Annotated in this window: 17 protein-coding genes; 4 read left to right on the forward strand and 13 right to left on the reverse strand. The window is 73.8% G+C overall.

What is annotated here, in order from left to right; genetic code table 11:
* Window positions 1–18 precede the first annotated feature (18 nt).
* From aroA to SMD11_RS08430, 6 genes are all read right to left on the reverse strand, one after another.
* On the reverse strand, window positions 19–1,308 hold the full coding sequence (aroA, locus tag SMD11_RS08405) for a 3-phosphoshikimate 1-carboxyvinyltransferase (protein ID WP_087925844.1): 1,290 nt from the start codon (window positions 1,306–1,308) through the stop codon (window positions 19–21).
* Window positions 1,305–2,465: a transaldolase gene (gene tal / locus SMD11_RS08410; protein ID WP_159395267.1), complete on the reverse strand. Its 1,161-nt coding sequence runs from the start codon at window positions 2,463–2,465 to the stop codon at window positions 1,305–1,307. The genes aroA and tal overlap by 4 nt, the downstream gene beginning before the upstream one ends.
* On the reverse strand, window positions 2,462–2,947 hold the full coding sequence (locus SMD11_RS08415) for a transketolase-like TK C-terminal-containing protein (RefSeq protein WP_087925846.1): 486 nt from the start codon (window positions 2,945–2,947) through the stop codon (window positions 2,462–2,464). Before SMD11_RS08415 ends, tal begins: the two co-directional genes overlap by 4 nt.
* Window positions 2,944–4,827, reverse strand: a complete 1,884-nt coding sequence (locus SMD11_RS08420; RefSeq protein WP_087925847.1) for an anthranilate synthase family protein — start codon at window positions 4,825–4,827, stop codon at window positions 2,944–2,946. The genes SMD11_RS08415 and SMD11_RS08420 overlap by 4 nt, the downstream gene beginning before the upstream one ends.
* On the reverse strand, window positions 4,824–5,480 hold the full coding sequence (locus tag SMD11_RS08425) for an isochorismatase family protein (protein WP_087925848.1): 657 nt from the start codon (window positions 5,478–5,480) through the stop codon (window positions 4,824–4,826). The genes SMD11_RS08420 and SMD11_RS08425 overlap by 4 nt, the downstream gene beginning before the upstream one ends.
* Window positions 5,481–5,541: 61 nt before the next feature.
* A complete protein-coding gene (locus SMD11_RS08430) occupies window positions 5,542–6,714 on the reverse strand; it encodes a 3-deoxy-7-phosphoheptulonate synthase (protein WP_087925849.1) in 1,173 nt (390 codons plus the stop codon).
* A gap of 330 nt (window positions 6,715–7,044) precedes the next feature.
* Here SMD11_RS08430 and SMD11_RS08435 point away from each other — a divergent pair, with 330 nt between their 5' ends.
* On the forward strand, window positions 7,045–8,151 hold the full coding sequence (locus SMD11_RS08435) for a transaldolase family protein (RefSeq protein WP_159395268.1): 1,107 nt from the start codon (window positions 7,045–7,047) through the stop codon (window positions 8,149–8,151).
* Window positions 8,152–8,323: 172 nt separating this feature from the next.
* Here SMD11_RS08435 and pabB read toward each other — a convergent pair whose 3' ends face one another.
* Window positions 8,324–10,426: an aminodeoxychorismate synthase component I gene (gene pabB, locus SMD11_RS08440; RefSeq protein ID WP_087925851.1), complete on the reverse strand. Its 2,103-nt coding sequence runs from the start codon at window positions 10,424–10,426 to the stop codon at window positions 8,324–8,326.
* A 27-nt stretch (window positions 10,427–10,453) separates the two neighbouring features.
* The gene (locus SMD11_RS08445; RefSeq protein ID WP_199843825.1) at window positions 10,454–11,191 is read right to left on the reverse strand and encodes a methyltransferase domain-containing protein; all 738 of its coding nucleotides are present in this window, start codon (window positions 11,189–11,191) and stop codon (window positions 10,454–10,456) included.
* Between the two features lie 318 nt (window positions 11,192–11,509).
* Here SMD11_RS08445 and SMD11_RS08450 point away from each other — a divergent pair, with 318 nt between their 5' ends.
* Window positions 11,510–13,474 (forward strand): helix-turn-helix domain-containing protein, encoded by a 1,965-nt coding sequence (locus SMD11_RS08450; RefSeq protein WP_087925852.1) that lies wholly within the window; start codon window positions 11,510–11,512, stop codon window positions 13,472–13,474.
* 35 nt (window positions 13,475–13,509) lie between these two features.
* Here SMD11_RS08450 and SMD11_RS08455 read toward each other — a convergent pair whose 3' ends face one another.
* Complete coding sequence (locus tag SMD11_RS08455; RefSeq protein WP_234365970.1) at window positions 13,510–14,736, reverse strand: transposase; 1,227 nt, start codon at window positions 14,734–14,736, stop codon at window positions 13,510–13,512.
* 513 nt (window positions 14,737–15,249) lie between these two features.
* Here SMD11_RS08455 and SMD11_RS08460 point away from each other — a divergent pair.
* On the forward strand, window positions 15,250–15,918 hold the full coding sequence (locus tag SMD11_RS08460) for a potassium channel family protein (protein ID WP_087925853.1): 669 nt from the start codon (window positions 15,250–15,252) through the stop codon (window positions 15,916–15,918).
* A complete protein-coding gene (locus tag SMD11_RS08465; RefSeq protein WP_087925854.1) occupies window positions 15,915–16,592 on the forward strand; it encodes a potassium channel family protein in 678 nt (225 codons plus the stop codon). Before SMD11_RS08460 ends, SMD11_RS08465 begins: the two co-directional genes overlap by 4 nt.
* Window positions 16,593–16,683: 91 nt before the next feature.
* Here the strand turns inward: SMD11_RS08465 and SMD11_RS08470 are convergent, their stop codons facing one another.
* From SMD11_RS08470 to SMD11_RS08485, 4 genes are all read right to left on the reverse strand, one after another.
* Window positions 16,684–17,484, reverse strand: a complete 801-nt coding sequence (locus SMD11_RS08470; protein ID WP_087925855.1) for a DUF3159 domain-containing protein — start codon at window positions 17,482–17,484, stop codon at window positions 16,684–16,686.
* Between the two features lie 3 nt (window positions 17,485–17,487).
* The gene (locus tag SMD11_RS08475; RefSeq protein WP_095579329.1) at window positions 17,488–17,886 is read right to left on the reverse strand and encodes an OB-fold nucleic acid binding domain-containing protein; all 399 of its coding nucleotides are present in this window, start codon (window positions 17,884–17,886) and stop codon (window positions 17,488–17,490) included.
* Window positions 17,887–17,964: 78 nt separating this feature from the next.
* Window positions 17,965–18,654, reverse strand: coding sequence for a response regulator (locus tag SMD11_RS08480; RefSeq protein WP_087925857.1), 690 nt, complete (start codon window positions 18,652–18,654; stop codon window positions 17,965–17,967).
* Window positions 18,655–18,742: 88 nt separating this feature from the next.
* On the reverse strand, window positions 18,743–21,295 hold the full coding sequence (locus SMD11_RS08485) for a sensor histidine kinase (protein ID WP_087925858.1): 2,553 nt from the start codon (window positions 21,293–21,295) through the stop codon (window positions 18,743–18,745).
* Window positions 21,296–21,437: the final 142 nt, after the last annotated feature.

Genomic DNA, 21,437 nt, shown 5'->3' on the forward strand with positions numbered 1-21,437 from the left:
AAGGGGAGGTGCGGGTGTTCAGCGGGGGGCGTCCGGCGGGAGCGTGTGCTCCGGGAAGAGCCGGTGCAGCTCGGTGTGGAAGCCGGGGAAGGTCTTGGCGACGCAGCCGGGGTCGTCGAGGGTGAGGGTGCCGGGCGCGGCCAGGCCGAGCACGGAGAAGGCCATGGCGATCCGGTGGTCGCGGTGGCAGGCGATGCGGGTGGGCCGCGGGGTGCCGGGGTGGACGGTGAGCCGGTCGGGTCCCTCCTCGCAGGCGATGCCGCAGGCGCGGAGGTTCCCGGCGACGGCGGCGACCCGGTCGGACTCCTTGAGCCGGGCGTGGGCGACGCCGCGCACGGTGATCGGGGCGTCGGCGAGCGGGGCGATGGCGGCGAGCGTCATGAACGTGTCCGAGATGTCGCCCATGTCGATGTCGAAGCCGCCGCGCAGCGGCCCGGTCCCGGCGACCGTGGTGGCGCTCTCCCCCACCTCCACCCGGGCCCCGGCCCGGCGCAGCACCTCGACGAAGCGCAGGTCGCCCTGGACGCTGTGGGTGCCGAGGCCGGGCACGGTGACGGCGCGCCCGGTGACGGCGGCCGCGGCGAAGACGTAGGAGGCGGTGGAGGCGTCCGGCTCGACGACCAGGTCGGCGGGGGCGCAGCCGCCGGGCCGTACGGTGATCCGGCCGTGCGGGCCCTCGGTGACGTCGGCGCCGAAGTGCCGCATGAGGGCCAGGGTCATGTCGAGGTAGGGGCGGCTGACGAGGCGGTGGACGTCGACGGTGAGCGGGGCGCGCATCAGGGGCGCGGCCATCAGCAGCCCGCTGAGGTACTGGCTGCTCAGGGAGGAGTCGAGGAGGAGCCGGCCGCCGTCGAGCCCGGTCGCGTCGAGGTGCAGCGGAGGGCCGTCCTCCGGCGCGGGGTGGACGGTGGCGCCGAGGCGTACGAGCGCGTCGGCGAGGGGGCGTTGCGGCCGGGCGCGCAGCTGGGGGGAGCCGTCGAAGACGAACTCGCCGTGCCCGGTGGCGGCGAAGGGCGGCAGGAAGCGGGCGGCGGTGCCGGCGTCGGCGCACCGGACGCGGGCGGGCCCGGTGGGGCCGCGGCCGGTGCCGGTGACCTCCCAGCAGCGGTCGCCGGGCGCGCCGCGGACGGTCACGCCGAGGGTGGCCAGGGCGGTCCGGAAGGCGACGGTGTCGTCGCTGACGAGGGGCGCCCAGATCCCCGTGGTGCCACGGGCGACGGCGGCCAGCAGCAGGGCGCGGTTGGTGATGCTCTTGGAGCCGGGGATCCGCGCGGTCAGCGCGGTGTCGGGCGGCTGCCGGGTCGTCATGGCGTCTCCTGGTGGGGGAAGGCGGGGGGACGGGCGTCGGGGCGGGGCCCGGCGGCGGCGTCCAGGGCGAGGGTCAGGGTGTCGAGGAGGCGGTGCCAGGAGCCGCTCCGCTCCTTGAGCGCCTCCGCCTCCAGACGGGCCGTCAGTTCGTGGTGGTCGATGCCGCACCACCGCAGGTGGCCGAGGAGGCGGCGGGCTTCCGCGTGCCCGGCGCCGGTCCAGGGCCGGCCGGCGGCGCCGTGGCCGGCGACGGCTTCGAGGGTCTCCTCGTCGAGTGCGGTGACGGTGGACCGGGCGAGCAGCCGGTCGGCGTAGCGGGTGTCGCGGTAGGCGGGGTTCCGTACGGTCGTGCCCGCCCAGAGCAGCCGCTGCGGGCGGGCGCCCCGCGCGGTGAGCCGGTGCCATCCCGGCCCGTCGAAGGCCGTCGCGTGCCGGGCGTGGACCAGGCGGGCGCGGGCACCCGCGGCGGTGCCGAGGAGGGCCCGCGCCTCCAGGGTGCCGTCCCGGGTGAGCAGGGCGTCCACGGCGGTGTCGACGGGCTCGGCGTGGAAGGAGGCGACCGAGGAGAGGGAGGCGAGGGCGCGGCCGGCCGCGCGGGCCCGTTCCAGGCCGTCGAGGTAGGCGTCGGCGACCTGCCCGTAGCGCTCGGCGGAGAAGACCAGGGTCGCCTGGACGTTGATGCCCTCGGCGAGGCAGCCGGCGAGGGCGGTGAGGCCGGCGTCGGTGGCCGGGATGCCGACCATGGCGTTGGGCCGGGCGACCGCCCGCCACAGCGCGCGGGCCTCGGCGAGCGTCGCCGCGCTGTCGTGGGCGAGCCGGGGGTCGAGGCCGAGGGAGACCAGGCCGTCGACGCCGGCGGTCCGTTCGTGGACGGGCCGCAGCACGTCGCAGGCCCGCCGGGCGTCCGGCACGGTCAGTTCCCACAGGGCCCGGCCGGCGCCGGCGCCCCGGCGGGCCAGGTCGCGCAGCGGCTGTGCGTAGGCGCGGCCGGCCGCGACGGACCGGGCGAGGAACGCCGGGTCGGAGACAAGGCCGGCGACCCGCCGGTGGCGGATCAGCGCGGCCAGCGAGCCGTCGGCGAGCCGGTCCCGGGACAGGCCCGTGACCCACACCGAGACGCCCGCGGCCGCCAGCCGGCCGAGCCCGTCCCCGCTCACGGGCGGTTCCCTCCCGGCCCGCGGGCCAGTCCGGCGCGGGCGGCCGCCGCGACCCGCTGGGCGGTCAGCCCGCCCTGCTCGTACAGGGCGCGGTACGAGGCGAAGGCGCCGGCGCCGTCCAGGCCGACGGTCTCGCGGGCCGGGCGCAGGAGCTGGTACCAGCCGAGTGCGGTGCCGGCGCCGACGGAGACGGTGGCGCGGGCGCCGGGCGGCAGGACGGCGTCGCGGTACGCGGGGTCCTGCTCGTGGAACCACTTGGCGCAGGGCATGGCCACCACGCGGGTGGGGACGCCCTCGCGCTGGAGGATCCGCCGGGCGTCGAGGGCGACGGGCACCTCGGCCCCGGCGGCGACGAGCACGACGTCGGGGTCCCGGGGGCGGCCGGCCGCCTCGGCCTCGGTCAGGACGTAGCCGCCCCGGGCGACCCGGTCGGCGGCGGTGGCCGCGGGGGATCCCGGCGGCCGGGTGACGGTGGGGCTCATGCGACGGGCACCTTTCCGACGAGGCCGGCGAGCAGGTTCCCCACGATCCGCGGCCCGTCCTGGGTGAGCACGGACTCGGCGTGGAACTGCACCGACGCGAAGTGGGGGCCGCGCAGGGCGTGCACCTCGCCGGTGGCGGGGTCGCGGCTGATCTCCACGGTGCCGGTGGTGCCGTACGGGACCGTGTCCGTGGTGCTGCGGGCGGTGAACGTGTTGTAGAAGCCGACGCGTTCGGGGCTGCCGAAGAGGTCGATCGCGCGCTGGACGCCTTGGTTGGGGACCTCGCGGCGGCGCAGCTCCAGGCCCAGGCGCAGGCTGAGGACCTGGTGGCTGAGGCAGACCGCGAGGAAGGGGCGGCCCTCGCCGAGGAGGGTGGCGACCGCGCCGCGCAGGTGGGCGATCTTGGGGTGGGCGGTGGCGCGGGGGTCGCCGGGGCCGGGGCCCATGACGACGAGGTCGTGGCCGTCGAAGGAGTACGGCTCGTCGAAGCGCCGCACGGTCACCGCCAGGCCCAGGGCGCGCAGTTGGTGGTCGATCATCGAGGTGAAGGTGTCCTCGGCGTCGACGACGAGGACGCGCCGGCCGGCGAGGGCGGGCCGGGTGCGGGCGCGGTCGCCGGGTCCGGCGAGCCAGAAGTCGGCGATCGCGCTGTTGCGCTCCTCCAGGGCCGCCCGGACGCTGGGGTGGCGGCCGAAACGGCCGCCGCCGTCGTCCTTGAGCGCGGAGAGCAGCCCGGCCGCCTTGGCGCGGGTCTCCAGGACCTCCGAGCCGGGGTCGGAGTGGCGTACGAGCGTGGCGCCGACCCCGATCCGCACCCGGCCGCCCCGGTCGATGTCGGCGGTGCGGATGAGGATCGCCGAGTCCAGCTCGCGGGTGCCCGCGCGGCCCTGGCCGATGAGGGCGACGAGACCGCTGTAGTAGCCGCGGCCCCGGGGTTCGTAGCGGTCGATGACCCGGGCCGCCGACTCCAGGGGGCTGCCGGTGACGGTCGGGGCGAAGAGGGTCTCGTGGAGGATCTCCCGGGGGTCGCGATCGGTGCGGCCCTCGATGAAGTACTCGGTGTGCGCCAGGCGGGCCATCTCCTTGAGGTACGGGCCGACGACCCGGCCGCCGCCGTCGCAGATCCGGGCCATCATCTTCAGTTCCTCGTCGACGACCATGTACAGCTCGTCGGCCTCCTTGCGGTCGGCGAGGAAGTCCATGACCTCCGGCAGGTTCGGGCCCGCCGCCGGGTAGCGGTAGGTGCCGCTGATCGGGTTCATCACCGCGACCCCGTCCCGGACGCTGATGTGCCGCTCCGGGGTGGCGCCGACGAAGGTGCGGTCGCCGGTGTGCACGAGGAACGTCCAGTACGCCCCCGCCTCGCGCTCCATGAGCCGCCGGAAGAACGTGAGGGCGTGCTCGGGCCCGTACCCCGTGATCTCCGTGGTGAAGGACCGTTTGATGACGAAGTTGGCGCCCTCGCCGGTGCCGATCTCCTCGGCGATCACCCGTCGCACGAGGTCCGCGTAGGCCTCGTCCGGCACGTCGAAGTCCCCTCCGGAGAGCGGGATCCGGGTCTCCGGGATGCGGCCCAGCACCTCCGCCACCGGCAGGACGGCCTGGTCGGTGATGTTCATGGCGATCAGCGGGGCGCCGTCGTCGGGGCACGCGTAGCCCCGCTCGGCGATCTGCCGGTACGGGACCACCACCAGCACCTCGTGCCCCGCGCCGCCCGGTGCGGGCAGCCGGACGCCGGCCAGGGCCGCCGGCGCCGACACCTCGCCCGCCAGCACGTCCATGGCCCCGGGCCCGGTGGCGTCCGGGCGGTGGACCAGCGCGTACGCCGGTACGTCACCGCCCAGGACCCGGCCGAGGAGGTCCCCCGTGCGCGCGCTCATGCCGTGGCTCCTTCCAGGTCCGCCGCGAGATCGGTGACCAGGTCCTCGGCTGTGGTGACCACCGCGCAGCGCTCCGCCGCGTACGTCAGGGCCAGGTGGTGGTGCCGGGCGGAGAAGTCCGCCACCGCGTCGCCCGCCAGGAACGTCTCGATGTCGTTCGTGAAGGCCTCCACGGCGGTCATCAGGACGCCCACGTGCGCGTACACACCGCAGACGATCAGCTGGTCGCGGCCGGCGGCCCGCATCCGCGCCAGCAGCCCGGACCGGAAGAAGGCGCTGTACCGCCACTTGGTGAACACCCAGTCGCCGGCCCGCGGCGCCACCTCGTCCACCACCAGCCGGTCGGCGGGGTCCACCCGCATGCCCGGCCCCCAGAAGTCCTTCAGCAGGCCCCGCTGCTCCTCGCTCATCCCGCCCGGCTGCGCCGTGTACGCCACCGGCACACCGGCGGCCGCGCAGCTCTCCCGGAGCAGCGCGGTACGGCGTACCAGGTCGTCGCGGACGCCGCCGGGCAGGGGTGCCAGGAAGTAGCGCTGCATGTCGTGGACCAGCAGGACCGCGCGGGCCGGGTCCACCGTCCAGCGGGCGGTGTTCTCCGGCAGGTCACCCGCTGCCGGTATCGGGTACGGCTCTATCGGGGGGATGCCAGCCATGGAACTTCCTCTCCTTCGCTCTCGGTCGTGCCGTGGTGTCCCCGGGGCCCGTGCTCCCCGGTCAGCCCTGCCAGGCCGAGACGACCTCGATGGCCTGGGCGGGGTTGAGCCGGGGGTCGCAGAAGCTCGTGTACTTGTCGCCGACGTGACCGAGCCCGGACTCGTCCCGTACGCACTCGGTGACGTCCTCGGGCGTGGTCTCCAGGTGCAGGCCTCCGGCGACGCCGCCCGCGGTCCGGACCGAGCACTGGAAGCCGCGGACCTCGCGGACCACCGTGTCGAGCAGCCGGGTCTTGAGGCCGTCGGGCGCGGTGACGGTGTTGCCGTGCATGGGGTCGGTGAGCCAGATGACCGGGTGGCCCTCGGCGCGCACGGCCTCGACGAGCGCGGGGAGCCGCTCGGACACGGCGTCGGCGCCCATGCGGGCGATCAGCGTGAGCCGCCCGTGCTCCCGGCCGGGGTCGAGGAGTTCGCACAGCGTGAGGAGCTCGTCGGGGTCCATGCCGGGGCCGACCTTGCAGGCCACCGGGTTGGCGACCTCGGCGAGGAGGGCGACGTGGGCGCCGTCCACCTGGCGGGTGCGCTCGCCGATCCAGGGCCAGTGGGTGGACGTCAGCCAGGCCCGCCCCTCCTCGTCGCGGCGGACCATGGGCTCCTCGTAGTCGAGGAGCAGGGCCTCGTGGCTCGTCCAGACCGGCGGGCAGATGCCCGAGCGGCGGGCGGGGTGCAGCCAGCCGAGGTGGGTCATGGCCTCGCCGGCGGCGAGGTAGCCGGAGAGCAGGCGCTGCGGGTCGGGGCGGCGGCGCTCGGGATGCGGTTCGGGGCTGTTGACCATGTGGCCGCGGTAGACGGGAAGTTCGGTGCCGCCGACGTGCTCGGTGGGGCGGGAGCGGGGCTTGGCGAACTGGCCGGCCATCCGGCCCGCCCGCACCACCGGCTTGTGCGTGATCATCTTCATCACGCCGGCGAGGACGTCGAGAAGGCCGGCCTTCCGGGCGACGTAGCCCGAGGTGCACTCCGCCGGGTCCTCCGCGCAGTCGCCCGCCTGCACCACCTGCGACTCGCCACGGGCGACCTGGGCGAGGTGGGCGCGCAGGGTCCGCACGTCGGCGGAGCGTACGAGCGCGGGGCGGGCGGCGAGTTCGTCGCGGACTCGCTGAACCTGAGGGGCATCTCTCCAATCGGGCTGCTGCGGCGCGGGCTTGAGCCGGGTGGCGAGCAGAGCGTCGTTCACGGATGACTCCAAAAGCGTTTCGTTAATGGGCCGCTCTCAAACAGGGGTGGAACCAGGGAGGTGGCAGGCTTCGGAACTCCCTTCACGGCGGGGTGCGGGGGTTCCCGATCGTCCGGTGGGGCCGCGCATTCCGCCAATGGCGGCACGCTCACTCCGTCAGATGAACGGGACTCCATCAGATCGGTGTCAAGTCCGCGATCACGCCAATGTGACGGAGTAAGCGCGGACTGTTCGGCGGCGTCGCGTATCCGCTTTACTGTCGTGCCCTCTGCCCTATCCATTTCCGCGACCGGCCCGGAGAGGGGGCGATGCCTCATGGGAGAGCGCACGGTGATTTCAGACGGTGAGGTACTACGCGAACTGCTCGCGGAAGGCGTCTCACCGTGGCTCGACGGACTGTGCCGGTCACTGCTCGCCCCGGAACGGCTGGCGGCCCTCGTGCGGGAGGCCGGGGTGCGGGGGGCGACGTCGAACCCCCGGGCGCTGGCCGCCGACATGGCGCGGGGCACGGCCTACCGGCAGCAGCTGTCCCACCTGGCGTGCCGTTCGGTGCCGCTGGACACGTCCGTGCAGGCGCTGTGCGCCTACGATCTGCGGTCCGCCTGCGACGAGTTGCGGCCGGTCTTCGACTCCACGGGGGGCCGCGACGGGCATGTGTCGATGGACCTGGACCCCCACCTGGCGCACGACGCGCGGGCCACGGTGGTGGCCGCCGTGGCCCTGAACCGGGCGGCGTGCCGGCCGAACGCGCTGGTCAAGATACCGGCGACGGACGAGGGCATCACGGCCGTCGGGGACTGTCTGGCGCGGGGCGTCGGGGTGCACGTCACGGAGATCTTCTCGGTGCGCCGCTACGAGCAGGTCGTCGAGGCCTATTTCGACGGGCTGGAGCGGGCCCTGACCGCGGGCCGTGACCTGGCGGCGATCTCCTCGCTGGCCTCGGTGCCCGTGGCCCGCCTCGACGCCGAGATCGACGCGCGGCTGCGCGCGCTCGCCCCGGAGGCGGAGCCGCGCACGGCCGCGGTGGCCGTCGCCCGGCTGGTGTACCGGCTGTACGAGGAGCGTCTCGGCAGTGAGCGCTGGCGGATCCTGGCGGCCGCGCACGCGCACCCGCAGCGCCTGATGTGGGAGGTGAGCACCCCGGGTGGCCCGGCTCCGGAGGTGCCGTACGTGGCGGGGCTGGTCGCCTGGGGCACGGTCAGCGCGATGTCGGAGGCCACGCTGGAGGCGGTGGCCCGGGAGTGCCGGCTCCAGGGCGACACGCTGACCGGCGAGGCGGAGTCGGCCCGCGGTGCGGTGGCGGGGCTGGAGCGGCGCGGCGTCTCGCTGGAGGAGGTCGCGAAGAAGCTGGAGGCGGACGGCGTGGACCGGCTCGTCTCCTCCTGGCGGGCGCTGCGCGGCGCGGTCGAGGACCGGCTGCGCCGCCCGCGGGGGTGACCCGGTGCCCGGCCCCGCACCGGCGCGGACCGGCGGCGGCCCGTACCGGCGGGGCGCCCGGTCCGCCCGTACGGTGCCGGGCGCGGAACCCGCCACGGGCCGGGCTCCGCGTACGGCCCCGGGCACACGGAGGTTCCCGGCCGGGCGCCCCGCTCCGTACCCGGGCACGTGCTCAGACCCTTACGGAGCCGTACCGCCGCTCGGGGAAGTCCGTGCCGGCCAGCGCGGTCATGGGCGCCGCCTTCACCGCCGTCTCCTCGTACTCCTCCTCGGGGTCGGAGAGGGCGATGATCGCGCCGCCGACGCCGTAGCGGACCCGCCCGGGTGTGATCACCGCGGTGCGGATGACCACGCTGAGGTCGGCGGCCCCGGTGAGGGAGAAGTAGCCGATGGCGCCGGAGTAGACGCCGCGCGGGCCGGCCTCCAGCCGGTCGATGACCCGCATGGTGCGGATCTTGGGCGCGCCGGTCATCGAGCCGGGCGGGAAGGCGGCGCGGACGCACTCGACGGTGCTGCGGTCCGGGCGCAGCCGGGCGCGGACGGTGCTGACCAGCTGGTGGGCCTTGGCGTAGCTCTCGACCTGGAAGATCTCCTTCGCCTCGACGGTGCCGACCCGGGCGCAGCGGCCGAGGTCGTTGCGGACGAGGTCGACGATCATCAGGTTCTCGGCGCGGTCCTTCTCGCTGGTGCGGAGGTCGCCGGCGAGCGCGGCGTCCTCCTCGGGGGTGGCGCCGCGGGGCCGGGTGCCCTTGATGGGGCGGGACTCGGCGAGTCCTTCGCGGTCGACGCGGAGGAAGCGCTCGGGCGAGGTGCTGAGCACCGACAGGTCGCCGAAGCGGAGCAGCGCGCCGAAGGGCGCGGGGCTGGTGCGGCGCAGGAAGCGGTAGCCGCTCCAGGGGTCCACGGTGCCGGTGGCCTCGGCCATGTTGGTGAGGCACACCTCGTAGGTCTCGCCCGCGGCGATCTCCCGCCGGCACTCGTCGATCAGGCCGAGGTAGGCGGCGCGGTCGTGGCGCAGGCGCAGGGCACCCAGGGGTGCCGGGGGCCCGGTCGGGCGGGGCGGGGCCCCGGCGAGGGCGGTGAGCCGGCGGGCGGTCGCGTCCATCCAGGAGCGGGCGGCGCGTTCGTCGCCGTCCTCGGCCAGGGCGAGCAGGTGGGTGGTGCCGGTGACGTGGTCGAAGACGAGCGCCCGGTCGGCGAAGACCATGGTGGCGTCGGGTTCCTCGGCGGGGTGGGCGCGGCCGCCGCCGCACTCGGCCTTGAGTCCGTAGCCGAGGTAGCCCACCCAGCCCAGGGCGAAGTCGAAGGGCAGGTCGGGGGCGGCGGTGCGGGTGGCCCGCAGGTCGCGGTCGAGCCAGTCGAGGAACTCGCCGGTGACGACCTCGGTGGTGTGCCGGGAGCGGACGGTGACGGTGCTGCTCTCGACGTCGGCGGAGGCGACCCGGGAGAGCGGTCCGGAGGCGTCGCCCATGATCGAGAACCGGCCCTGGCCGTCGTCGCGGCGGCTGCTGTCCAGCCAGTAGCTGTGCGGACCCCGGCGGAAGAGGTGGTCGTAGACGGTCTCGTCCTCGCACCGGGTGGGCAGGGCGGCGGTGAGCACCCGCAGCCTGCGGGGTGCCACCGCGACGGCCGGGGCCGCCGGGGCCGCCGGGGCGGGGGTGACGGCCGGTGGCACCAGGCGGCGCACGCCGCCGCGGCCGCGTTCCTCGGTCAGCCGGCGGAAGTTGCGCAGCAGCTGGTGCCCGTAGGCGCTGTTGACGGATTCCGGGTGGAACTGGACCCCCCACAGGGGCAGTTCCCGGTGGCGCAGGCCCATGACGACGCCGTCGGCCGTCCAGGCGGTCGCCTCCAGCTCGGGGGGCAGGGTGCGGACGGCGAGGGAGTGGTAGCGCACGACCCGAAAGGGGGACGGCAGTCCCCGGAACAGGTCGGTCCCGTGGTGCAGGACGGGCGAGACGCGCCCGTGGTAGGGCTCGGGGGCGCGCCCCACTTCGCCGCCGAACACACTGGCGATGCCCTGGTGGCCGAGGCAGACGCCGAGGGTCGGCAGTCCGCCGGCCGCGACGATCTCCCTGCATATCCCGAAGTCCGCGGCCCGTTCGGGATTTCCCGGGCCGGGCGAGAGGACGACGTTGTCGAATGCGGTGAGGTGTTCCGTCCGCCAGGCCGGGTCGTCATTGGCGACGACTTCGGGTTCCCGGCCGTTGACCTCGGCGAGATAGTGGAAGAGGTTGTAGGTGAACGAATCGTAATTGTCGACGAGCAAGGTGCGCACGGGCTTCCCCCCTTATCGGACGACCGCTTATCGGACGAACACCGCCGGGGCCGGCACCTCCGCCGGCGTCACCTCTATCAGCAGGTGTTCGACCTCGTGCGCGCCCTCCCGGTGCACGGCGCTCTTGAGCACCCGCAGCCGGCGGTCCGCCTCACCGGCGATGCGGAGCAGGGCCGCGACGTCGCCCCGGGTGCTGAAGTGCAGCAACACCGAGCCGCCGGGGGTCAGCCGGTCGGTCGCCTCGGTCAGGAAGCGGCGGTGCGCGGCATAGCCGGGGTCCACATAGGCGATCTCGTGCAGGGTGCGCGGGCGGTAGTCCGCCGGGGCCAGCACGAAATTGGAGTGCCAGAATATGGTGTCGAAGCGTTCGTTCCCGTCGATTCCGTCGAACAGGTCGCTGTGCACACCGCGGACGCGGTCGAGCACACCGTGCCGGGCCGCGTTCACCGAGGCGTTCAGCGCGGCGGCGGGATGGATATCGGCGGCGACCACCCGGTCGCAGCCGGCCAGCGCGCTCGCCACCGCGATGATTCCGGTGCCGCAGCCCATCTCCAGCATCGAACCCGTCCGGGGAACTCCCACCCATTCGTCGAGACCCAGGAACTCCAGGGCAATCCTCGTCGCCGGCGAGTAAATCGGAGCAAACACCTCCGGTAATAGCTCCCACTCACGCCCGCACATCGGGAAAGTCGACGGCCGGTCCTTCCGTGTCAGCGCCGTACGGCTGCGCTCGAGCGAGAGCCTGTAGTCCCGCGTCTCCAGCATCCTGATCCCCCCAGAATCGGCGACAACTCCCGACAAGGCGCCGGGTGTTCATCAACCTTCACCTATAAGGGGCGTTTACAGGAAGGTGATCCAGTAACACACCGACGGCAGACGGCGGTGGTCCGGACACCATCGGTCCGACACGGCCCGGCTTGCGGCCCACGGGTGCCTCGCATAGCTTGATCGGTCGTGGTTGACGCACCACTGCCGGGGTGCATAGCTTCCCGGCATACCGTGCCGTGGCTCATCCGTGCGGCAGCGCGCTGGACCCCGGGGGGCATCGTGTCACATGGCAGGGCCGAGGACGGAATATTCGCCATGCTGGAGCTTTTGGCCGGCGAGGCCCCGGCACATGAATACGAGGCGCTGACCGAGGACCGGCGGCGTACCGGCGCCGCCCCCGACGAGCTGGCGAAACTGGAGCGCGCCAAGCAACTGGGCCTCAGCATAAGGACTTTGACGGAACGGCACCACCAGCGGGAAGCCGGCCTCTCCGCCCTCGTCGACACCGCCCGCGACCTCGCGACCCCGCACGACGTCGACACCCTGCTCCAGGTGATCCTCCGGCGCGCCCGGCTGCTCCTCGCCGTGGACATGGCCTACATCGGCATGTACGAGGACGACCAGCGCCACTTCAGCGTCCGCGCCTCCGACGGGCACACCACGGCGCTCAACATCGGGCTGCGGCTGCCGAGCGGCACGGGTCTCGGCCATGTCGTCATGACCAAGCCGTCGCCGTTCTGGAGCCCGGACTACCTGGCGGACGAGCGCATCCACCACAGCGGCGAGGTCGACCACGTCGTCAAGGCCGAGGGGCTGCACGCCATCCTCGCGGTGCCGCTCAGCAGAGGGGCCCGGCCGTTCGGCACGCTCTACGTGGCGGAGCGGAAGGTCCGCCACTTCACCACCGACGAGATCGCCCTGCTGAGCTCGCTGGGCGACCTCGCCGGGGTGGCCATCGAGAAGGCCGAACTGCTGGACCGCAGCACCGCCCTGGTCAGCGAGCTGGAGCGGTACACCAGCCAGGTCGAGGCCGGGCTGCGCGGCGCGCAGGAGCTCGGCGACACCCAGCACCGGCTGATGCAGCTGGTGCTCGGCGACTGCGACCTGGACACGCTGGCCCGCGCGGCCGGCAAGGAGCTGTGCGCCGCCGTGCAGGTCTGCGCGGCCAACGGCACCATCCTCACCACGGCGGGCGACATGACCGGCGGCGCCGCCCGGCCGGGGTCCCCGGACGGGCCCGCGGACCCCGCCGAGTCCGCGCTGGTGCTGGCCACCATGGACGCCCACGCCGCCCGCGAGCCCGTCGCCCTCCGGAGCGGCCTGTGGGCGGTGCCGATCTCCGCCGGCACCGGGAACCTCGGCACCCTGCTGCTGCGCCCCGAGCGCCCGGACGCGGTGCAGGACGAGCGGCTGCTGCGCCTCGTCGCCCAGGTGGTGGCCGTCCAGCTGCTGGTGGAGAGCCGGCGCACCGCGATCGCCGAGGGGCAGGTGCGCGACGACTTCCTGGGCGATCTGCTGGCCAGCCCGCAGCGCCCGCCGCACCAGCTGGAGCAGCATGCCCGCCGCCTCGGCATCGACCTGAGCAAGCCGCACGTGCTGGTGGTGGCCCGGCCCGAGGGCGACGCGCGCGGCAAGATGGCGATCTGGGCGGCCTCGTACGCGCACCGGCTGAGCGGGCTCAAGAGCATGCACAACGGCTGCGCGGTGCTGCTGCTGCCCGGCACCGACGCGGGCGGCGCGGCCCGCGCGGTCTCCGCGGAGCTGTCGCCGCTGCTCGGCCACCCGGTGACGGTCGGCTCGGCGGGCCCGATGACGGGGACGGTCTCCGTCCACCACGGCTTCCAGGAGGCGCTGCGCTGCCTGGACGCCATGACCTCGCTCGGGGTCACGGGCCGCTCGGCCTCGGTGCGGGAGCTGGGCTTCCTCGGGGTGCTGCTTTCGGACAACCATGACGTCGAGGGGTTCGTCGACTCGGCCATCGGCCCGGTCATCGACTACGACCAGCAGCGGTTCACCGATCTGACGCGCACGCTGGAGACGTACTTCGACGCGGGCGGCAGCCCGACGAACGCGGCCAAGAAGCTTCATGTGCACCCCAATACGGTGGCCCGTCGCCTGGAACGGATCAGTGAGCTGCTGGGCCCGGAGTGGCAGCAGCCCGACCGGGCGCTGGAGGTCCAGCTGGCGCTGCGGGTCTTCCGGGTCCGGCACAGCCTGCGCCGGCCGGACCGGCCCGCGGCCGAGGAGGACGCGGGTCCGGCCGAGGGCCGGGAGACCTGAGGCCGGGGGACCGGAGGCCGGCGCGGGCACGGCCGTCAGGAGACGTGCCCCAGCTGGTGGCCGGACTCGAAGCGGCCGGTCAGCGCGGCGACCGCGTGCGCCGCGGAGGCCAGCGTGACGTGCCGGTGCCAGCCGCTGAACGAGCGGCCCGCGAAGTCCCGGATGCCGACCTCGTCGGCGATCTCGGTGAAGTCCCGGTCGACCCGGTCGATGAGCTTGCCCAGCCGGACGAGCGCCGCGGGCGGCACGTTCGGCATGTCGGTCACCCACAGCTCGGCCGGCCACCGGCGGCCGTTCTCGCCGACGCCCAGCAGGAGCATGTCCCGGCGGCGCACCGGCTGCCCCGGGGCGGCGCGGTGCAGGGGCAGGCCCACCCGTACGGCGGCGGTCAGCGCGGTCCGCACGGTCCGCGCCGGGCCGTGGTCGCGCCACATGACCGGGCGGCGCATGTCGCGGGCGGCCCCCATGATCTGGTGCGCGGGCAGGGCCTCGGGGCTCCGGCCGGGCAGGGCCGGGTCCGCCACCACCAGCCGCAGCGAGCTGCTGACCCGGGCCAGCACCGGCACCCCGCAGGCCCGCAGCCGCTGGAAGGCGGCCGGCGCGTCCGCCTCCCGGGCGTCCAGCACCAGCGGGCGCAGCGGCAGCCCCCAGTCCCGCATCATCCCGACGTACGCCTCGACCGTGCACTCCCCCAGCGTCTCCGGCCGCACCGAGTCCGGGATCGACGCCTGGTTCCGGCGCAGCCCGTCCGCCAGCCAGGTGTCGGAGAGGTGCAGCCGCCAGTTGACGGGGGTGCTGCGCTCGGCCGAGGCGGCCCACACACCCACCGCCTGCTGGGCGTTGAGCACCTGCCCGACGGCGGGGCAGAAGCGCCGGTCCACGCCGACGGAGTTGTCGCCGGCCTTCGGGATGACCATGGGACGGACGACCCAGGCCTGCGGGGGCGAGACCCGGGTCAGGTGGTGCGCGAGGGCGCGGCGCACCGGTGCCCACTCCCAGGTGGAGCTGGAGATGAAGTGGTGCAGGCTCTGCTCGGCCGCCTGGCCGCCGGTGAGCGCCGCGATGTTGCGGATGGACTTGCGCCCCCGCGCGCCGAGTAAGCCCCGTACGTACGCCTCGCCGCGGCGCCGCTGGTCGCTGCGGGGCAGCGAGGCGAAGAGCGCGGCGCACAGCTCGGCGAGCACGACGTCCTGCGTCTCGGGGTAGTCCGGTACGGGCCGCACCCGCTGACCGGTCCGTGTGTAGAGAGCAACACCACTCATCGGAATCCCCCATCTCGGCTTCGTGGACGCGCTGCTGGGTGGCTCTTCCACGGTGCGTGCGGGCACCCCCTCGCGCACAGGTGCGCAGCGCACCCGCGTGGGGTCTCCTTCGGTGGTCCCACCACCACCCCGGCGCTCCCGGGCCCGGCCGGAGGGCCTCGCGGGGGCCTCCGGGTGTGCCCGCACCACCATGGGCGCCCGCCGGGGGTTCCGGCCGGTCCGGGGCCGGCGGGCCGGGCCGGGGCCCCGCCCGGCCGGCACCGGACCGGCGCGAACCCCCGGCGGGAGGGCGCACGGGGCCAGTCGGCGGACGGGGGGCTCAGCGTGGCGCGGCGCAGCGGATACGGTGGTCCTGTGCGCCGAAGCGGTTCGAACCGCGGCAGGCGCATCGCGTCGTTACGCGAGCGGAAAGCTCTCGCGGGCCCGTGAGTGGAACCCGAGAACAACAAGGGAAGATGTGAGCAGGTTGTTGGTGCAGGTCAGCGCGGTCGTCCGGAGCACGGGGTAATCGACATGCACATCGTGATCATGGGCTGCGGGCGAGTGGGCTCGGCCCTCGCGCAGACCCTTGAGCAGCAGGGGCACACGGTCGCCGTGATCGACCAGGACCCGACGGCCTTCCGCCGCCTGGGCTCCGGGTTCGGCGGCCGCCGGGTGACCGGCGTCGGCTTCGACCAGGACACCCTGCGCGAGGCGGGCATCGAGGAGGCCGGCGCCTTCGCGGCGGTCAGCAGCGGTGACAACTCCAACATCATCGCGGCCCGGGTGGCCCGGGAGATGTTCGGCGTGGAGAACGTCGCGGCCCGTATCTACGACCCGCGGCGCGCCGAGGTCTACCAGCGGCTCGGCATCCCGACGGTGGCCACCGTCCGCTGGACGGCCGACCAGATGCTGCGGCGGCTGCTGCCGTCCGGCGCGGAGCCGCTGTGGCGCGACCCGAGCGGCGGTGTGCAGCTCGCGGAGGTGCCCGCCTCGGACGCCTGGGTGGGCCACAAGGTCAGCCGGCTCCAGGACGAGACCGGTGTGCGGGTGGCGTTCCTCACCCGGCTGGGCGAGGCGATGCTGCCGACGTCCATGACGGTGTTGCAGGAGGGTGACCTGGTGCACGTGATGATGCGCACCGACGAGGTCGAGAAGGTCGAGGCCGCGTTCGCGCAGGGGCCCGAGGAGGGATCCCGATGAGGGTCGCTATTGCAGGCGCGGGTGCGGTGGGCCGTTCCATCGCGGGCGAGCTGCTGGAGAACGGGCACGAGGTCCTGCTCATCGACAAGGCCCCGACGGCCATCTCGGTGGAGCGGGTGCCGCTCGCGGAGTGGCTGCTGGCCGACGCGTGCGAGATCACCTCGCTCGACGAGGCGGCGCTCCAGCGCTGCAACGTCGTGATCGCCGCCACCGGTGACGACAAGGTCAACCTGGTGGTGTCGCTGCTCGCCAAGACGGAGTACGGGGTGCCCCGGGTCGTGGCCCGGGTGAACAACCCGAAGAACGAGTGGCTCTTCAACGAGTCCTGGGGCGTCGACGTGGCCGTGTCCACGCCGCGCCTGATGTCGGCGCTGGTCGAGGAGGCCGTGAGCGTCGGCGACCTGGTGCGCCTGATGCGCTTCAGCCAGGGCGACGCCAACCTGGTGGAGCTGACGCTCCCGCCGGAGTCCGCCCTGGCGGGCACCCGGGTCGGCGACGTGGACTGGCCGGACGACACCTCGCTGGTCACGATCATCCGGGGCAACCGGGTGCTGACCCCCAGCAAGGAGGACGCGCTGGAGGCCGGTGACGAGCTGCTCTTCGTCGCCGCCCCCGCGCGCGAGGAGCAGCTGGAGGACCTGCTGTCGGTCCGCCGCGAGGACGTCTCCGGCTGACGGCCGCACGGACGCGCGTAAGCCGGGAGGCCCGGGAACCCTCAGGTTCCCGGGCCTCCCGGTTTCTGCGCTTCGCTGGCCGGCCCGCGGCTCAGCGGCGCGGCGGCGCCGCGTGGTCGGCGGCCTCGGCCGGGGCCTCGCCCACGAGCAGCGGCTCACCGGCCGTCTTCTCCGCCTCCGCCTTCTCGCGCTCGGCGGCCTCCGCCGCCTCCAGCTCCGCGAAGACGTCGATGGGCGGCGGCGCCTTGGCCAGGAAGATCCAGGTCAGGTAGACCGAGAGCAGCATCGGCGGGATGCCGAGGGCCACCTTCACCCAGCCCAGCTGGGTGACGTCGCCCCACCAGTACAGCGGGAAGAGGATCGCCGACTTGGCGAGCAGGATCAGCCCCCAGGCCCAGCTGGCCTTGGTGTAGGCGGCCTTGCGGCCGGGGTTGCGGGTGCGCCAGGAGAGGTTCTCCTTGAACACCGGGCCGAGGATCAGGCCGAGCAGCGGATAGCCGGCGATCGAGGTGACGATGTACGCCACGGCCAGCCCGAGGCTGTAGAGCATGCCCGGCAGGTAGAAGTTCTTGGCGTCGCCGGACATCATCGCGAAGACGGCGCCGAAGGCCACCCCGAAGACGCCGCTGAAGGCGTGCTTGAGGGTGTCCTTGCCCACCAGCCGGGCGATGCCGAGCAGCAGGGAGAGGCCGAGCGCGGCGATGGCCGCGATGTGGATGTCGCGCTTGACGGTGTAGATCGCGACGAAGACGAGGCCGGGGACGGTCGTCTCGACCATGCCCCGCACCCCGCCGAACGCCTCGAACAGGGCGGCCTCCGTGGCCGATCTGGCGTCGGCGCCGCCGCCGGTGCCCTGCCCTCGCTGGTCGGTCGGCTTGTCGGGAGACGTCACCCGTTACTCCTGTCCGAGCGGTCGGAGTTCGTACTTGGGATTGAACAGCACTCTGCGGCCGCGGCTCATGGAGATCCGGCCGGAGGCGATCAGCTTACGGCCGGGCTCTATCCCGACGATGGAACGGCGCCCCAGCCACACCACATCGAGCGCGGCCGATCCGTCGAACAGCTCGGCCTCCAGGGCGGGCACCCCGGCGCGCGGACGGAGCGTGACCGTCCGCAGCGTACCGGTGACCTTCACTATCTGACGGTCGTCGCAGTCGCGTATCTTCGTGCAGCCCACGGCCTCCGCGTCCTGCTGAAGCTCGGCGGAGTGGAGGTCCTCCTGCGAGGTGGACAGCCGGTCGAGCATCCGGCGGAAACGGCCGGTCGGCTTCTCGGGACGGGGTACGGCGCTCATGCATCCAGCGTACCGGTGGCCCCCCGGGCGGGCGTACGCCCGGAGGACCACCGCTCGGCGCCCCGATCAGTCCCTGGATCAGACTTCGAACCGGTACCCCATCCCCGGCTCCGTGATGAAGTGCTTCGGGTGCGAGGGGTCCTGCTCCAGCTTCCGCCGCAGCTGCGCCATGTACACCCGCAGGTAGTTCGTCTCGGTGCCGTAGGACGGCCCCCAGACCTCCTGGAGCAGCTGCTTCTGGCTGACGAGACGGCCCGTATTGCGGACCAGGACCTCCAGCAGGTGCCACTCGGTGGGCGTCAGGCGGACGTCCCGGCCCTCGCGGTTGACCTTCTTGGCCGCGAGGTCGACCGTGAAGACCGCGGTCTCGACGATCGCGTCGTCCCCGGCCGCCGCGGCCCCCGTCGGCTCGGCGCGGCGCACGGCCGCGCGGAGCCGGGCGAGCAGCTCGTCCATGCCGAAGGGCTTGGTCACGTAGTCGTCGGCGCCGGCGTCGAGCGCCTCGACCTTCTCGTCGGAGGTCTGGCGGGCCGAGAGGACCAGGATGGGCACCCGGGTCCAGCCGCGCAGGCCCTTGATCACCTCGACGCCGTCCATGTCGGGCAGGCCGAGGTCGAGAATGACCACGTCGGGGTGGCGGGCGGCGGCGAGCTGGAGGGCGGTGGCACCGTCGGGAGCCGCGTCGACCTCGTACTTCCGCGCCTTGAGGTTGATCACGAGGGCGCGGACGATCTGCGGCTCGTCATCCACCACGAGCACCCGGTTCATCGGTAACCACCTCTGCTGTTCGTCCGGGCCCATCCGCTGGGTCCGGTGTCCGGTTCTGTGGGTCTGTCCGTACGGCGGGGCGCCGGGGTCATGAGGTGGCCTGGGCGGGCAGGTCCGGGCGCACGGGCGGGCGGCCGGCGGCGGCCCGCAGGGTGAGGACCATGGTCATCCCGCCGCCGGGGGTGTCCTCGGCGGCGAGCGTGCCGCCCATGGCCTCGGCGAAGCCGCGGGCGACGGCGAGGCCGAGACCGACCCCGGCGCCGCGCGGGGCGTCGCCGTAGCGCTGGAACGGCTCGAAGATGCGGTCCTTGGCGCTGTCGGGCACCCCGGGGCCGCGGTCGGCCACCCGCACCTCCACGCGCTCGCCCAGGGCGCTGGCGGCGACGAGGACGGGCCGGCCGTCGGGGTTGTACTTGACGGCGTTCTCGACGATGTTGGCGACGCTGCGCTCCAGCAGCCCGGGGTCGACGGCGACCATGGGCAGCGACTCGGGAATGTCGAGGCAGACGCTGCCCTCGGGGACACCGCCGAGTGCCATCGGCACCACCTCGTCGAGGTCGATCTCGCGGATCAGCGGGGTGACCGTGCCGGTCTGGAGCCGGGACATGTCCAGCAGGTTGCCGACGAGGTGGTCGAGGCGGTCGGCGCCCTCCTCGATGCCGGCCAGCAGCTCGGCCTCGTCCTCCTCGGACCAGGCGACGTCGTCGGAGCGCAGCGAGGTCACCGCGGCCTTGATCGCGGCGAGCGGGGTGCGCAGGTCGTGGCTGACGGCGGCGAGCAGGGCCGTCCGGATGCGGTTGCCCTCGGCGAGCTGGCGGGCCTGCTCGGCCTCGCCGACCAGCCGCTGGCGGTCCAGGAAGACCGCGGCCTGGGCCGCGAAGGCGGCCAGCACCCGGCGGTCCTCGGCGGGCAGCACCCGGCCGGAGAGGGCGAGCGCCATGTTGTGCCCGACGGGCATGTCCACGTCGGCGTCCTCGGGGCGCAGCAGGGGCTTGCCCGTGCTGGTCACGACGCTGCCGGCGCAGGTCCAGGGGTCGACCTCGCTGGCCCGCTCCAGCAGGGCGACGGACTCCATGGCGAAGGTCTCGCGGACCCGCTCCAGCAGGGCGTCCAGGCTGGTGTCACCGCGCAGGACGCTGCCCGCGAGGAAGGAGAGGATCTCGGACTCGGCGCGCAGCCGGGCCGCCTGGTGGGTGCGCCGGGCGGCGACGTCCACGACGGAGGCGACCGACACCGCCACCGCGAAGAAGATCACGATGGCGACGAAGTTCTTCGGGTCCTGGACGGTGATGCTGTGCGTGGGCGGGGTGAAGAAGTAGTTGAGCAGCAGCGAGCCGATGGCCGCGGAGGCCAGGGCGGGCAGCAGGCCGCCGAGGATCGCGGCGACGACGGTCAGGAAGAGGAAGAGGAGGACGTCGTTGGCGAGGCCGGGGCCGTTCTCCAGGGCGGTCAGCGCGAGCGTCAGCAGCGCGGGCGCGACGACGCCGACGATCCAGCCGGCCACGATCCGGGGGCGGCCGAGGCGGGCGCCGCGCGCCACGGGCAGGCCGCGGCCCTTGGCGACCTCCTCGTGGGTGACGATGTGGACGTCGAGGTCGGGCCCGGAGTCGCGAGCGACGGTCTGGCCGACGCCGGGGCCGAAGATGTACTGCCAGGTCTTGCGGCGGCTGGAGCCGAGCACGATCTGGGTGGCGTTGACGCCGCGGGCGAACTCCAGCAGCGAAGCGGGCACGTCGTCCCCGATCACATGGTGGAAGGTGCCGCCGAGGTCCTCGACCAGGGTGCGCTGGACGGCCAGCTCCTTCGGCGAGGCCGAGGTCAGCCCGTCGCTGCGGGCGATGTAGACGGCGAGGATCTCGCTGCCGGAGCCCTTGGCCGCCATCCGGGAGGCGCGGCGGATCAGGGTGCGGCCCTCGGGGCCGCCGGTGAGGCCGACGACGATGCGCTCGCGGGCCGACCAGATGGTGGAGACGCTGTGCTCGGTGCGGTACTGCCGCAGGTACTCGTCGACGCGGTCGGCGGTCCACAGCAGGGCCAGCTCGCGCAGCGCGGTGAGGTTGCCGGGGCGGAAGTAGTTGGAGAGGGCCGCGTCGACCTTGTCGGGCTTGTAGATGTTGCCGTGTGCCATCCGGCGGCGCAGCGCCTGCGGCGACATGTCGACGAGCTCGATCTGGTCGGCCCGGCGCACGACCTCGTCCGGCACGGTCTCGCGCTGCCGGACCCCGGTTATCGACTCGACGACGTCGCCGAGCGACTCCAGGTGCTGGATGTTGACGGTCGAGACGACGTCGATGCCGGCCTGGAGGAGCTCCTCGACGTCCTGCCAGCGCTTGGTGTTGCGGGAGCCGGGCACATTGGTGTGCGCGAGCTCGTCCACCAGGGCGACGGCGGGGCGGCGGGCGAGGAGCGCGTCGACGTCCATCTCGGTGAAGACGGTCCCCCGGTAGCCGAGCTCGCGGCGGGGCACCTCCTCCAGGCCGTGCAGCATGACCTCGGTCCGGGGCCGGTTGTGGTGCTCCACGAAGCCCACGGCGACGTCGGTGCCGCGCTCCATGCGGCGGTGCGCCTCGGAGAGCATGGCGTAGGTCTTGCCGACACCCGGTGCCGCACCGAGATAGATCCGAAGCTTGCCGCGTCCCATGGCCCCATTGTCTTTCACGAATCGTGACGGTGTTCGGGCCGGTTCTCCGTCCCGAGGTACGACATCGTCGCGCTCTGTTGACCATACGGCCAACGTTTTGGACATTTGGGGCGGGAGGTGGTGACGCCCCAGGTATTGACGC

Origin of the sequence: Streptomyces albireticuli (genome assembly GCF_002192455.1) — a bacterium.
GTDB lineage: Bacteria > Actinomycetota > Actinomycetes > Streptomycetales > Streptomycetaceae > Streptomyces > Streptomyces albireticuli_B.